A 14,504-nucleotide genomic window follows, 5' to 3' on the forward strand; every position below is an offset into this window, starting at 1 on the left:
GAACACAGCAGTTAAGCTCTTCAGCGCCGATGGTAGTTGGGCTTAAGCCCCGCGAGAGTAGGACGTCGCTAAGCAACTAAAACCCTCATTTAAGGTCTTCCTTAAGTGGGGGTTTTTTATGTTATAATATAATTTAAGAGAAAAGCAAGCGACAAAAAAAGAATCTTCTCGCTAATATTGGAGAAGGCATAAGAGTATGCTATAGTATAGGAATCAGTAGAAAAAAGTGAGGCTTTCGCCTGACGTCAAAGGAGTATTTATCTATGGAAAAGATTGCATGGGTGACAGATAGTACATGTGGATTACCTCAGTCATTTATTGAAGAACATGATATTCATGTCTTACCGATGATTGTTAATATCAATAACATTTCTTACCGAGAAGATATTGAAATCAGCAAAGAAGAAGTCTATGAATTATTAAAACAATACGGTGAAGGAGCTAAGACCAGTCAACCGGCCTATGGTGAGTTTGTGACATTATATGAACAACTGGCTAGTTCAGGCGCGTATGATAAAGTGATTGCGGTTCACGCTTCAAGTGCATTAACAGGTACGTATCAAAGTTCAATGAGTGCGGCTCAAATGGTCGACTTAGATGTTACTGTTATCGACTCAAAAGTCGGGTCATTTGCGCTCGGTCAAATGATTCGTAAAGGACTTCACATGGCTGAAGTAGGTGAAAGTGCTGCTGACATTGTTAAGACAATTCAACATTATCCAGATCATTTAGAAATGTATCTCTTACCTCAAAGTTTAGATCAACTACGTAAAAGTGGACGTGTGAGTACCACACAATCAGTCTTTGCGAATCTATTAAATATCAACCTAATTTTACGTTTTGAGCAAGGTAAAATAATTGTGGATGATAAAATAAGAAGTAAAAAGAAAGCTGTTCGCTATCTCTTCCAAGCCATTGAGAAAGCGTATAAATCTGGTGAGCTTACAGAGTTAGGTATTATGCATGCAGGCGCTAAAGAAAAAGCAGAAGAATGGAAAAACGAACTGTTGAACATGTATGAAAACTTAAAAATTCAAGTAGAGCCGCTTGTACCTGTGGCTGGTGTCCATGCAGGTCATGGGACGATGGCTATTTCATGGTTGAAAGAAAACTAAGCCATTAACTTCATAACCCATTAAAAAATAGATCCCCATTTGGCGATCTATTTTTTAAAAATAACGAAAAGTAAGGAGAAATAAATGATTGATATTCTGTTAGGTGAACACTTTGTCACGATGAGTATTCGACTTGTATTAGCGCTCGTCTTGTCAGGGTTAATTGGTTTTGAACGAGAGATTAATAAGCATTCTGCTGGTTTCAGGACTCATATATTAGTAGGAGTGAGTTCGACGCTGCTTATGTTAATGTCTTTATACGGTTTTACTGATTATATTACTGAAAATCAGGACTTAGTTAATTTTGATCCTGCTCGGATTCCTTCATATGTTGTCAGTGGCATTGGCTTCTTAGGAGCGGGAACAATTATCGTCAACGGTATGACTGTAAAAGGTTTAACAACGGCTGCCTCGATTTGGGCTGTTGCTGGACTTGGTCTTGTTGTGGGAATTGGCATGTACGGGATTGCCATTATGGCAACATTGATTATTCTCTTAAGCTTAATCTTTTTAAATAATTTTGAACAACGCGTAACAAAGCGGGGGCAGTTAGCACAGTTGACTATTTTAGTGAACTCTGTTCAAACTATTGAAGATATTTTAAAGAAATATAATCAAAATGGTATCGTGATTCAGAATATCAATGTGAATACGGATGAATCAGACTACCCGATTGTAACGACTGATGTAAGATTAGGTAAAGCAATCACCAAAAGTGAACTTGTCGTTGTGTTATCTAAACTTGAAGATGTAAGAGAAGTATATCATGGGTGATATCAGTTGCATCTTTCTTATTGGCATTATAAAATATAGATAAAGTCAAAGATAGTCAAAGTCAAGAAAGGAAGAGGATTATGCGTAACATCTCAGATATTATCGAAGCATACTTAAAAATGATTCTTGAAGAAGCGAAGCATAATCACATTGAAATTAAACGCAGTGAAATCGCTGATCAGTTTTCTTGTGTCCCATCTCAAATTAACTATGTGATCAATACCCGATTTACGAAAGAGCGCGGCTATCTTGTTGAAAGTAAACGAGGGGGTGGGGGGTATATTCGGATTCAACGTGCGGTTGAATCTGATCAAAACGTTCTGTTGGATGAATTGATTGATTTGATTGAACCACGTGTTTCTCAGGCAATCGGTGAAGCTGTTCTCAGTCGTTTAGTTGAAGCCGATTATATCACCTTACGTGAGGCTAAACTTATGAAGGCAGCAATCGATCGTGAAACCTTACGGTTTAAATTACCTTATCGTGATGATTTACGTGCTCGTATCCTCAGTGCAATGTTAACGACGTTAAAATATCACGAAGAGCATTAGTTTGGAGGAATATGAAATGAAATGTGAACACTGTCATGAGCGTTCAGCAACGCTGCACTTTACTCAATATACCCATGGTTATAAGCATGGACAACACTTGTGTCATACGTGTGCTAGTGACTTAGGGTTAATCGAAGCAAATGATCATTATCTGATTCATGACTTATTAAGTGATTTAGTTAAGATGAATTCAGCATTAGCTAATAATCAAAGGCGGTCATCAGCGCAAGAAATAAAAATCTGTCCGACTTGTCATATGACGTATACCCAGTTCGTGAAACATTATAAGTTTGGTTGTAAAGATTGTTATGAAACATTTACTTCAGAGCTTGAGCCTGTGTTAAAACGGGTACATAACGGGAATACGGCCCATGTCGGTAAAGTACCAAAACATCGACATCCACACATATCAAAACAACAACAAATTAAAACGTATCGTGATCAATTAAAATCGTGTATTGAAAGCGAGCAATTTGAAGAAGCAGCGGAGTTACGCGATATGATTAAGGCGCTCGAACAAGGTGAATCGATCGCAGAGGAGGATGAATAAGATGTCACTTCAATCCTTTATTGACCGGGCCATTAGTCCATGGATGCAAAGATGCGGGCCAGCTGATGATATCGTTTTAAGTACCAGGGTACGCTTGGCTCGTAACTTAAGTGGAGCGCCCTTCCCATTAGTCGCATCCTCAGAAGCGTTAAGGAAAGTGAGTGACCACGTGATAGAAGCACTTCAAGGTGAGACGATTAGTCATTATGAAGACCTACAGTATTTAGCTTTAACAGATTTGAGTCCACTCGATACGCGTGCTTTAGTAGAAAAACATCTCATTAGTCCCTATCTCTATGAACATAGTGCTCATAGTGGGGTGATGTTATCAGCAAATGAACAATTATCGATTATGATCAATGAAGAGGATCATTTAAGAATACAACTCTATTTTCCGGGCTTACAGCTTGAAGAAGCATTATCAGAAGCCTTTTTAGTTGATGATGCGATTGAAAGTAAGTTAAACTATGCTTTTCACGAAAAATATGGTTACTTAACGGCATGTCCAACAAATGTTGGTACGGGCTTAAGAGCATCAGTGATGGTGCATTTACCTGCTTTATCAATGACAAAGAAGTTACAGAAAATGATTCCAGCGATTAATCAACTAGGCCTTGTCGTCAGAGGTATATACGGTGAGGGAACCGAAGCCCTCGGTAATATTTATCAAGTGTCGAACCAAGTTACACTGGGACGTACAGAAAAAGATATCATTGATAACTTATCGAGTGTTATTACCAAATTGATTGAACACGAGCGGGCGGTAAGAGTCATGTTAACAAAGCAATCAGGTGTTGAGTTAGAAGACCGCATTTATCGTTCATATGGGATCCTTAAATATAGTCGCTTGATTGAATCAAAAGAAGCTGCAAAATGTATATCTGATGTTAGATTGGGTATCGATGTAGGGTATATAACAGATATATCAAAAACGATTTTAAACGAATTAATGGTTTTAACCCAACCAGCATTCTTACAACAGTATGCAAAACGTCACTTAAATCAACATGAACGTGATGAGTTGCGTGCGACAATGATGCGTGAGCGGTTAATGTTAGAGAATGATCACTAAAGGAGGAAATAATTATGATGTTTGGACGATTTACTGAACGCGCCCAAAAAGTTCTGGCGTTGTCGCAAGAAGAAGCGATTCGCTTAGGACATACGAATATAGGAACGGAACATCTTTTACTTGGACTTATTAAAGAAGGTGATGGTATTGCAGCAAAAGCACTCACGTCGCTCGGTCTGAAATTTGAAGATATTCAAGAAGAGGTTGAGCTCTTAATCGGCACAGGACAAAAACATTCACAAACGATTCACTACACACCACGCGCCAAAAAAGTAATTGAATTATCAATGGATGAAGCACGTAAACTCGGTCATAGCTATGTTGGAACAGAACATATCTTACTTGGTCTCATTAGAGAGGATGAAGGGGTGGCTTCACGCGTCTTGCGCAATCTAGATGTGAGCCTTAATCGTGCCCGTCAACAGGTCTTACAACTACTCGGGGCATCTGAATCGAATCGTAAAGCGAATGGTCGTCAATCACAAAATAATACGGCTGAAACCCCAACGTTAGACTCATTAGCCCGTGATTTAACTGTGATCGCAAAAGAAGGCAATATCGACCCGGTTATTGGTCGGGAAAAAGAAATTGAACGTGTTATTCAAGTGTTGAGCCGCCGAACAAAAAGTAATCCTGTACTTATCGGGGAACCAGGTGTCGGTAAAACGGCGATTGCGGAAGGATTGGCTCAAAAAATCGTGGCGAATGATGTTCCTGAATTGCTCCGTGACAAACGTGTGATGACACTTGATATGGGAACTGTTGTCGCTGGTACAAAATACCGCGGGGAATTTGAAGATCGCTTGAAAAAAGTGATGGAAGAAATTCGTCAAGCGGGTAATGTGTTGTTGTTTATTGATGAATTGCATACGCTTGTCGGTGCTGGTGGCGCTGAAGGGGCGATTGATGCTTCCAATATTTTAAAACCATCACTTGCGCGCGGAGAACTACAATGTATTGGGGCTACTACCCTTGATGAATACCGTAAACATATCGAAAAAGATGCCGCTTTAGAGCGTCGTTTCCAGCCTATCCAAGTGGATGAGCCTACTGTTGAAGAATCGATTCAAATTTTAACAGGCTTACGTGATCGCTACGAAGCACACCACCGTGTAACGATTACTGATGAAGCAATAGATGCAGCAGTCAACTTGTCAAATCGCTATATTACTGATCGTTTCTTGCCAGATAAAGCGATTGACTTAATTGATGAAGCGGGTTCTAGAGTAAGACTACGTTCATATACAGCACCACCTAATTTAAAAGAGCTAGAACAACGGTTAGAAGAAGCGAAAAAAGAAAAAGATGCCGCCGTTCAATCACAAGAATTTGAAAAAGCGGCCTCATTTAGAGATACGGAACAAAAACTGCGTCAGGAATTAGAAGAAACAAAAGATAAGTGGAAAGAAAAACAAGGCCAAGTTGATACTGAAGTTGTGACTGAAGATATCGCGACAGTTGTCTCAACGTGGACAGGTGTCCCAGTTAAGTCACTAACAAAAGACGAAAGTGATCGCCTCTTAAACTTAGAAAATACGTTACACGGCCGTGTGATTGGTCAAGAAGAAGCGGTTGATGCCGTATCAAAAGCGATTCGTCGTGCTCGAGCTGGACTAAAAGACCCAAAACGTCCAATAGGGTCGTTTATTTTCCTCGGACCGACAGGTGTCGGTAAAACTGAGCTTGCGCGTGCGTTAGCTGAAGCAATGTTTGGCGATGAAGATGCGATGATTCGGATTGATATGAGTGAGTACATGGAAAAACATAATACCTCACGTCTCGTTGGCTCACCTCCAGGTTATGTCGGCTACGAAGAAGGCGGACAACTAACGGAAAAAGTTCGTCGTAAGCCATACTCAGTTGTCTTATTAGACGAAATTGAAAAAGCACACCCAGAAGTCTTTAATATTTTACTTCAAGTATTAGAAGATGGCCGGTTAACCGACTCTAAAGGCCGTTTGATTGACTTTAGAAATACGGTCTTAATTATGACATCTAATGTTGGGGCGAGTGAGTTAAAACAAAACAAGTTTGTTGGCTTTAACTTAGAAGATGAAACCCGCGATTATAAAGATATGAAATCAAAAGTGACCGAAGCGTTAAAGAAAGCCTTCCGTCCAGAATTCTTAAACCGGATTGATGAAACGATTGTCTTCCACTCACTTGAGAAGAAACATATGAAAGATATCGTGACCTTAATGTTGGATCAATTAAAGAAACGTTTAAACGAACAGGACTTAGACTTTACGATGTCTGATAAAGCGATTGAAAAAATTGCTGAAGAAGGCTTTGATCCAGAATACGGTGCGAGACCGCTGCGTCGTTCGATTCAAAAAAATATCGAAGATATGCTGTCAGAAGCATTGCTACGTGAAGAGATTAAAAAGGGTGAAACAACCCGGATTGGTCTCAATAGTAAAGGTAAATTCATTATTTTAAATGCATAAGTTCAATCAAACAGAGCGCCATGACATCACGTCGTTGCGCTCTGTTTTTATGTCTTACATTAACGCAGGCGATCACGTTTTTAAACTAAAAAATAAAAAACTTTCAAAAACCCACTAGACACATCGGCTTTTTGTGTTATAATCAGTTTATTCAAAATTTTATAAACAATTATCAAGAGTGAACGAGAGATCTGGCTCAACGACTTCACGGCAACCTGGCTATGCTAAGGTGCCCCTACCAGCAAAGCAGTAACTGCTTTGGATGATGAGTTCTATTTAAGGACGTGTCCTTTAAGCATCCAAGCTGCTTAAAGGGCATTTTTTTATTGTTTTTTTGTAGTATAGCGTTCGTCGCTGGCCGCTACTCATACGGTTACGTAATTAAAAATGAAGAGGAGAATGACCCATGACCAATCAAGACACTTACCAACTCGATACCTTATCCCTACATGGTGGCACAGCCCCTGACCCAACGACCGGTGCACGAGCGGTTCCAATTTATCAATCAACGTCGTTTGTATTTCAAGATACGACGCATGCAAAAAGGTTATTTAGCTTAGAGGAGACCGGCAATATTTATTCGCGCATCGGCAATCCAACCGTCGAGGCATTTGAAAAGCGTGTGGCCTTACTAGAAGGTGGTGTCGCCGCTGTGGCGACGTCATCTGGTATGGCGGCTATTACCTTATCGATTCTAAATTTATGTGGATCAGGAGATGAAGTTGTCGCTGCAATTAATCTGTATGGCGGGACTTTCAATCTTTTTAAAACAACGTTAAAACGTTATGGAATAACGGTGCGTTTTGTTGAACCGAATGATTTAGCCGGATTTGAAGCGGCGATTAACGACCAGACCAAAGCGGTTTTTGGTGAGATTATTGGAAATCCAAGTTTAGATGTCTTTGATGTCGAAGGGGTCAGTGAAATTGCGCATCGTCATCAAATCCCGCTCATTATTGATAACACCTTTGCGACACCTTACTTAATTAAGCCAATTGAACAGGGGGCCGATATCGTGATTCACTCTGCAACCAAATGGATTGGCGGTCACGGGACAACCGTAGGTGGCGTTGTCGTCGACGGTGGACGTTTCAACTGGCAACAGGACAAATTTAAAGGCTTCACTGAACCAGACCCAAGTTACAACAACATTCGCTACGCCAATGAATTTGGTGGTCTTGCTTTTTCTGTTAAATTACGTGTGCAACTGTTAAGAGACTTTGGGGCGTGTCTTAGTCCTGATTCTGCTTTTCGCTTACTACAGGGGTTAGAGACGTTACATCTTAGAGTGGAGCGGCATAATCAGAACGCCTTAAAGCTCGCCACTTATTTAGATCAGCATCCTGCGATTGATTGGGTGAATTATCCGGGTCTAGCGTCTCATCCTTCACATGCCGCAGCAAAACAACGTCTGAATAATGGTTTTGGTTCCATTATTACGTTTGGCATTAAAGGTGGACGGGATGAAGGAAAGGCAGTCATTGAAGCGGTGAGTTTATGGTCACATGTTGCTAATGTAGGCGATGCGAAGTCACTGATTATTCATCCTGCTTCCACCACGCACCAACAATTATCAACAGAAGAACTCAAACAAACCGGGGTCACAGACGACTTGATTCGCCTCTCAGTTGGCCTTGAACATATTGATGACCTTATCCATGACTTAGACCGAGCGTTAACCACAGTAACAGGGATTGAAACAGCTGGCTCGCGGTCAATTAAAATCAATGATGAAGCCGTGATTCAGTGGTCATTATCATCCAGTCATAAGACGGAGAAAGGTGAAGTGAAACCTAAGACGATTGCGGTCGTTGGCTTAAGTGGTAAAAAGGAGCGACCCAGTTATCGGTTAGCAGCTAAAATGCAGCGCCTTGGTTATAAAATCATTCCAGTCAATCCACGGGAAACAGAGATTTTAGGTGAAGCTTCTTTTCCGGATCTTCAAAGTGTTAACGAAGCAATCGATATTGTCCAAGTGTTCCGTGCACCAGAAGCGGCCGTTGGGATTGCCAAAGAAGCCATTAAAGTAAAACCAAAAGTGTTCTGGCTCCAAGAAGGGGTGGTGAATGACGAAGCTTGTCAGATTGCCAAACAAGCAGGACTAGATGTTGTCCATAACCGCTGTACGTTTAAGGAAGCTCAGCGCCTGCGCGGTTCGGTAGTGACGTATCAATGTGAGCTTTAGTATCAACGTAACGGACAGAAAAAAACTTATAATATCAATATTAATTAGTTAAAGGAGATCATGTGGTTATGAAAAAAATTATTGTTGTTGGACTCATTTTATTAACGTTTGTACTTGCTGGATGTAATCAATCAGCAGCGGGTGAAGGGAAACCAGAAAAAATCCGGTTGGATTACGCCCACTACTCACCAACGAGCCTAGTGTTACATGAATTCGGCTGGGCGGAAGAGTTGTTTGAAGAAGAAGGCATTGAAGTGGAATGGGCTTTTAGTCAAGGCAGTAATAAAGCGTTAGAGTTTTTAAATTCTAACAGTGTTGACTTCGGTTCAACCGCGGGTGCTGCGGCGCTTATCTCAAAAACCAATGGGTCACCGATTGAAACGGTTTATATCTACTCAAAACCAGAGTGGACCGCACTTGTGACAAATAAGGACAGTGACATCGAATCGGTTGAAGGTTTAAAAGGCAAGAAAGTCGCCGCCACCATTGGAACAGACCCGTATATTTTCTTACTACGAGCGCTCAATGCATCCGGCTTAACGGCAAGTGATATTGAACTGGTTAATCTCCAACACGGAGACGGAGCGGTGAGCTTATCACAAAACCAAGTCGATGCATGGGCAGGACTCGACCCACATATGGCTAAGTTAGAGCTTGACCAACAGGCAGAATTATTCTTTAGAGAACCAGACTTTAACACGTATGGCTTCCTCAATGTACGTAGTGACTTCTTAGAAAAATATCCGGACTATGTCGGGGAAGTGATTGGTTTGTATGAGAAAGCAAGAACTTGGATTATTGAAAACGAAAGAGAAGCGGTTGAACTGATCAGTGAGAAAGCTGAGATCTCAACAGCGGTCGCCGCTCGACAACTGGAACGGAATGACTTTTCTAACCCTGTACCAGGTGACATTCACATTGAACATATTATTGAATCAGGAAAAGTCTTACAATCAGGTGATGTGATTGATGAAGAACATGATTTAGAATCAGTCGTTGACGAATTGATTAATCCAAGTATCGCAACAGAGGTTATTAACTAAGGAGGTGTTGTTATGACAAAAGAAGGACAGCTAACGATTAATTCGACGATTCAACTAAATAAAATCAGCGTCACCCCCTTCTTAAAGCATGTGATCGTGAGTAGTATATTTCCGGTAATCATACTGTTCGTTTGGGAATTTCTTAGTCGAATCGGGGTATTTGAAAGTTACCAACTCCCTGCACCTAGTGCAGTGTTACTTAAAGCTGTGTCGTTATATCAAAGTGGTGAACTGCTCCCCCATATCCTGGCAACCTTTATGAGGGTACTGATTGGTTTCGGGATTGGGACGACGGTAGCCATCACCTTAAGTATCCTTGTTGGTTTTTGGCCGTTACTTGAAAAGTTGATTGATCCAACCATTCAAGCATTGAGACAGATTCCATCACTTGCCTGGGTCCCATTATTCATCCTCTGGATGGGGATAGGTGAGACATCAAAAGTGACGATGATTGCGGTTGGTGTGTTCTTCCCAGTGTATTTAAATGTTCTTTCGGGCATTGTCACCATCGATAGAAAATGGCTGGAAGTCGGTAAAGTGTTTGGTTTATCGACTTGCCATCAAATCACGAAAATTATTTTACCAGCTGTTTTTCCTGCCTTTTTCACCGGCATTAGAACCGGACTTGGTCTTGGATTTATGTTTGTCGTGGCGGCAGAACTGATGGGGGCAAGCGAAGGGTTAGGTTATTTACTCGTCTTAGGACAAAACACGCTGCAACCCGATACGATCCTCGTCAGTATTATTTTATTTGCGATTATCGGGAAAGTCACCGATGGCAGTCTAAAGCTTATCGAACAACGGTTACTTCACTGGCAAGATACTGAAATAAGGGGGACAGGAAAATGAGTCTAACGGTTGAACAGCTCACGCGTACATTTAATGATGTGACAGCCATCCAAGCGATTGATCTTACGATTCACGAAGGAGAAATCATTTGCTTACTCGGGAAGAGTGGATGCGGTAAAAGTACGCTCTTACGCACGCTATCTGGTCTTGACTTAGCTTATGAGGGGACCGTATCTTTTCAAGATACACCCTTAACAGGTGTGAGAGATGAGATTGGTATTGTCTTTCAAGAACCGAGACTATTGCCGTGGCTGAATGTATTAGAGAATATCCGCTTTGGCTTAAAACAACCAAATCAAGCGACAATAAAGCGAGTTGATCGCTTTATTAACTATGTTGGTTTAACCGGGAAAGCTCATCTTTATCCAAAAGCACTCTCAGGCGGCATGAGTCAGCGCGCCGCGATTGCGCGAGCACTTGTCTGTGACCCAGAAGTCTTACTGTTAGATGAACCGTTTAGTGCACTTGATCACTTTACGAAGCTCGAACTTCAAGACTTATTACTAAAAATACAGGGCAAATATAATACGACAATGGTGATGGTGACACATGACATTGATGAGGCGTTGTACCTTGCTGATCGTATTGTCGTGCTATCCAGTCAACCGGGAACGATTCAAGACATTATTGAAATAGATAGCCCGCGTCCACGCACGCGCACAAGCCGAGACTTACAACAAGTAAAACAAAAAATATTAACGACATTACACATATAAATCTCAATCACACAACGGGGGGATGACAATGGCCTTACTAGCACAACCAGGAACCTATAATTTAACAGATTATGAACAGACGTATCAATCATTCAATTTTACTGACTACCAGCATGCACACAAGAAAGAAGCGGTGAATGTGGCGTACTTTGCTGTAGACCAACATGTAAAAAGTGGCTTAGGAGCAAAAATAGCTCTTCATTACGTGAATGGAGAAGAAGTGGTGTCTTACACGTTTCGTGAAGTAAAACAACAGGTGGATCAGCTTGTACATGTCTTAAGAGAACGAGAAATACAAGTAGGAGAGCGGGTGTATATCTTCTTACCGAAAAACCCAACCAATTACTTTGCGATACTCGCTGCCATTAAAATCGGGGCGATTGCGGTACCACTCTTTGAAGGTTTTATGACCGATGCGCTACATGAACGAATCAATGATAGCTATGGAAAAGTATTGATCACCACAAAGAACTTTGCTTCTCGTATTGACTTTCAAGCGGTACCGTCAGTGACGGAGGTCTTATATGAAGAAGACCTTCATAACTTAACGGTAGAAGATGATTATGTCTACTGGGCAACACCAGAGACACCGTTTCTCATGCATTACACAAGTGGATCAACCGGGCAACCAAAAGGTGTGATTCATGCTCACCGTGCTTATCTCCATCATCAATTATCTGGTCATTGGGTGCTGGACTTAAAACCGGATGATATTTATTGGTGTACGTCTCACCCTGGGTGGGTCACGGGTAGTGTCTACGGCCTGTTCGCCCCGTGGTTAAATGCGGCGACGATTGTTGTGCAAGCGGGTCGTTTTGATGCTAAACAGTGGTACCGGGTAATTGATCGGTTAAAAGTGACGGTTTTATATAGTGCCCCAACAGCGTTTCGGTTATTAAAAGCGGCTGGAGATGTGTACCAATCATTTCAATTGGATTCATTACGGCATGTCTTAAGTGTCGGAGAACCGTTGAACCCAGAGGTCATCACCTGGGCCAAAAAGTATCTTCATGTGCGGATTCATGATACGTGGTGGATGACTGAAACCGGGGGTCACATTGTGGTAAATTTACCATCTGAAGTGATTAAACCCGGATCAATGGGCCGACCATTCCCTGGCATTACCGTCAAGATTCTTGATGATGATGGTAATGAAGTCCCGCACGGAACCATTGGCCAGTTAGCGGTAAAAGCCCCGTGGCCTGGTCTGATGCAGACAATTTGGAAAAACAAAGCCAAATTTGATGGCTATTTTAATGACGCGGGTTATTATTTATCCGGTGACTTATGTTACCAAGATGAAGATGGTTATATTTTCTTCTCCGGTCGCGTTGATGATATGATCAATGCGCGTGGTGAGCGGATTGGACCATTTGAAGTAGAGAGTGCCTTAGTTAAACACCCAGCGGTAAAAGAAGCAGGTGTCATTGGAAAACCTGATGAGGTCAGTGGTGAGATTGTGAAAGCCTATATTACATTGAATGATCATTTTGTTGAGACGGAGGATTTAATAGATGAGATTAAAGTGTTTGTGAAACATCAACTCTCCTTTCACAGTGCCCCAAAAGAAATCACGGTGCTCGATGAGTTACCAAAAACACAAATCAGCGGAAAAATTTTACGAAGAGAATTAAAGCAGCGAGAACAGTTAGTTAAGCTGTCATAGTTAGCCAGACACCTTAATGGGGATTGCTAGTAGTGATGAAAATAAAATAGCGGAATGACAGGCTTTGATATGTTCGTGGCAATCTGAATTCTAGCAATCCTGGTTGGTACGAGTTAGTTGGGGTTCGCACAAATGATGGTTGGATATATTAATAAAAAAGGGTGATTCAAGGTGACTAACTGAGTCTTTGAATGCAAAGAGAAGTTCTCTAGGTGTGGTCGTGAGTGCTATTGATTCTCCCTAATTTAAAGACCATATAGAGATATTTGCGATGGATTATACACAAAATCATCGTTTTATAGACAAGAGCCTAACGCGTTAAATATAACACGTTAGGCTCTTTTGTTTGTCTATAAACTCGTCTATAATGATATTATATAAAACGTATGGAGGGATAGACAATGATCATAGGTTATATCCGAGTATCTACTCAAGATCAAAATTTCACTCTACAGGAAAATGCCATAAAAACGTATGCTGATAATTGCGACGAACCCTATGAAATATACAAGGAAAAAGAAAGTGGAGCAAAAAAAGATCGGACAGAGTTACATAATGCGTTACGTGCTGCTCAAAAAGGGAATAAATTTGTTGTCTATAAACTTGATCGACTTGCTCGTTCATCTAAGCAGCTTTTTGATATAGCTGATAAACTGAAAGAAAAAGATGTCGAGTTTATTAGCTTACAGGATAATATCGATACAACAACAGCCTCTGGCCGAGCCATGTTCGGCATGCTATCCGTGTTTGCTGAGTTTGAGCGTGATATTATCAACGAACGTACAAGAGCAGGTCTAGAGGCTGCTAGATTAAGAGGGCGAATCGGTGGTCGCCCCAAAATAGATTTAAAAACCAGACGGCAAATAAAAATACTCTTTGAACAAGGTGAAAGTGCGAAGGATATTGCGAAAGAGTTTAATATCGGGCGAAGTACTGTATACAAACTTTTAAAAGAAAAGTAACAATATCAAATAATCGCGCTATTTGTAAAAATGTAGACTAGGCAAACACACCGACATATATGGCACAAGATTATATAACGATTGATAAGAGTAGATTTTAAAGATGTACTAAAAACTTGTTGGCTATGGAAAGATTTAAATAGAATTATCAAAACAACCATAATCGTGGCGTTAATTCCCTTAAAACTATTAGTGAAAAACACTGAAATCGTAAAATAATACGCACTCTCATTTTCATTTAACAACTCTATTAAGAACAACTTGACACAAACCCAACGATAAACGTAAAATATTTATGAATGGTTGGTTAGAAAAGATTAATTCCGTTATAATTCCAGGTGTTTATACAACACTATTTATTGGTTTGTTACATTTTTTTGTGATGTATTTTTATAACATTCTTACTGTAATTAATTTATAAATTTCTACCCTAGTTTAGCTTAAAAAACTATAGTAATTGACGTATTTTTACATTTTTTATAGTATAGGAAAGTATAAAATTTTCGTTGATATACCAAGGGTTGGAACGTTATGAAGAGTTGAAATTTATTGAGGAAAAGGGTTAAGATAATAG

General features: G+C 40.6%; 12 protein-coding genes and 1 riboswitch. All 12 genes read left to right on the forward strand.

The genetic code is table 11. The annotated features are described in order from the left end of the window. Positions 1–263 precede the first annotated feature (263 nt). The 12 genes from BM098_RS12285 to BM098_RS12340 all read left to right on the forward strand — a co-directional run bounded on the left by BM098_RS12285 (position 264) and on the right by BM098_RS12340 (position 13,930). Positions 264–1,115, forward strand: a complete 852-nt coding sequence (locus BM098_RS12285; protein WP_089833789.1) for a DegV family protein — start codon at positions 264–266, stop codon at positions 1,113–1,115. An 84-nt stretch (positions 1,116–1,199) separates the two neighbouring features. Next, positions 1,200–1,889 (forward strand): MgtC/SapB family protein, encoded by a 690-nt coding sequence (locus BM098_RS12290; RefSeq protein ID WP_089833791.1) that lies wholly within the window; start codon positions 1,200–1,202, stop codon positions 1,887–1,889. A gap of 80 nt (positions 1,890–1,969) precedes the next feature. Continuing rightward, the gene (locus BM098_RS12295) at positions 1,970–2,440 is read left to right on the forward strand and encodes a CtsR family transcriptional regulator (protein ID WP_089833793.1); all 471 of its coding nucleotides are present in this window, start codon (positions 1,970–1,972) and stop codon (positions 2,438–2,440) included. Positions 2,441–2,456: 16 nt separating this feature from the next. Continuing rightward, positions 2,457–2,990: a UvrB/UvrC motif-containing protein gene (locus tag BM098_RS12300; RefSeq protein WP_089833795.1), complete on the forward strand. Its 534-nt coding sequence runs from the start codon at positions 2,457–2,459 to the stop codon at positions 2,988–2,990. Between the two features lies 1 nt (position 2,991). Further along, entirely contained in the window at positions 2,992–4,062 is a 1,071-nt protein-coding gene (locus tag BM098_RS12305; RefSeq protein ID WP_089833796.1) for a protein-arginine kinase McsB, read from the forward strand. 14 nt (positions 4,063–4,076) lie between these two features. After that, positions 4,077–6,509: an ATP-dependent Clp protease ATP-binding subunit gene (locus tag BM098_RS12310; RefSeq protein ID WP_089833798.1), complete on the forward strand. Its 2,433-nt coding sequence runs from the start codon at positions 4,077–4,079 to the stop codon at positions 6,507–6,509. 166 nt (positions 6,510–6,675) lie between these two features. Next, positions 6,676–6,781: riboswitch (SAM riboswitch) on the forward strand. A 134-nt stretch (positions 6,782–6,915) separates the two neighbouring features. Beyond that, positions 6,916–8,694 carry a PLP-dependent aspartate aminotransferase family protein gene (locus BM098_RS12315; RefSeq protein WP_089833800.1) on the forward strand — a complete coding sequence of 593 codons (1,779 nt, stop codon included), beginning with the start codon at positions 6,916–6,918 and terminating at the stop codon, positions 8,692–8,694. 68 nt (positions 8,695–8,762) lie between these two features. Continuing rightward, entirely contained in the window at positions 8,763–9,737 is a 975-nt protein-coding gene (locus tag BM098_RS12320) for an aliphatic sulfonate ABC transporter substrate-binding protein (RefSeq protein WP_089833801.1), read from the forward strand. A 12-nt stretch (positions 9,738–9,749) separates the two neighbouring features. Continuing rightward, positions 9,750–10,586, forward strand: a complete 837-nt coding sequence (locus BM098_RS12325; RefSeq protein ID WP_089833803.1) for an ABC transporter permease — start codon at positions 9,750–9,752, stop codon at positions 10,584–10,586. Next, entirely contained in the window at positions 10,583–11,302 is a 720-nt protein-coding gene (locus tag BM098_RS12330) for an ABC transporter ATP-binding protein (RefSeq protein ID WP_089833805.1), read from the forward strand. The genes BM098_RS12325 and BM098_RS12330 overlap by 4 nt, the downstream gene beginning before the upstream one ends. A 28-nt stretch (positions 11,303–11,330) precedes the next feature. Then, positions 11,331–12,968, forward strand: a complete 1,638-nt coding sequence (locus BM098_RS12335) for an AMP-binding protein (RefSeq protein WP_089833807.1) — start codon at positions 11,331–11,333, stop codon at positions 12,966–12,968. Positions 12,969–13,369: 401 nt separating this feature from the next. After that, positions 13,370–13,930: a recombinase family protein gene (locus BM098_RS12340; protein WP_089833809.1), complete on the forward strand. Its 561-nt coding sequence runs from the start codon at positions 13,370–13,372 to the stop codon at positions 13,928–13,930. The last annotated feature ends 574 nt before the right edge of the window (positions 13,931–14,504 follow it).

The organism is Halolactibacillus halophilus (assembly GCF_900115605.1).
GTDB lineage: Bacteria > Bacillota > Bacilli > Bacillales > Amphibacillaceae > Halolactibacillus > Halolactibacillus halophilus.

Excerpts from the sequence above, each read along its gene's own strand:
- BM098_RS12285 (WP_089833789.1), top strand. The coding sequence starts at position 264 with ATGGAAAAGATTGCATGGGTGACAGATAGTACATGTGGATTACCTCAG.
- BM098_RS12290 (WP_089833791.1), top strand. The coding sequence starts at position 1,200 with ATGATTGATATTCTGTTAGGTGAACACTTTGTCACGATGAGTATTCGA.
- BM098_RS12295 (WP_089833793.1), top strand. The coding sequence starts at position 1,970 with ATGCGTAACATCTCAGATATTATCGAAGCATACTTAAAAATGATTCTT.
- BM098_RS12300 (WP_089833795.1), top strand. The coding sequence starts at position 2,457 with ATGAAATGTGAACACTGTCATGAGCGTTCAGCAACGCTGCACTTTACT.
- BM098_RS12305 (WP_089833796.1), top strand. The coding sequence starts at position 2,992 with ATGTCACTTCAATCCTTTATTGACCGGGCCATTAGTCCATGGATGCAA.
- BM098_RS12310 (WP_089833798.1), top strand. The coding sequence starts at position 4,077 with ATGATGTTTGGACGATTTACTGAACGCGCCCAAAAAGTTCTGGCGTTG.
- BM098_RS12315 (WP_089833800.1), top strand. The coding sequence starts at position 6,916 with ATGACCAATCAAGACACTTACCAACTCGATACCTTATCCCTACATGGT.
- BM098_RS12320 (WP_089833801.1), top strand. The coding sequence starts at position 8,763 with ATGAAAAAAATTATTGTTGTTGGACTCATTTTATTAACGTTTGTACTT.
- BM098_RS12325 (WP_089833803.1), top strand. The coding sequence starts at position 9,750 with ATGACAAAAGAAGGACAGCTAACGATTAATTCGACGATTCAACTAAAT.
- BM098_RS12330 (WP_089833805.1), top strand. The coding sequence starts at position 10,583 with ATGAGTCTAACGGTTGAACAGCTCACGCGTACATTTAATGATGTGACA.
- BM098_RS12335 (WP_089833807.1), top strand. The coding sequence starts at position 11,331 with ATGGCCTTACTAGCACAACCAGGAACCTATAATTTAACAGATTATGAA.
- BM098_RS12340 (WP_089833809.1), top strand. The coding sequence starts at position 13,370 with ATGATCATAGGTTATATCCGAGTATCTACTCAAGATCAAAATTTCACT.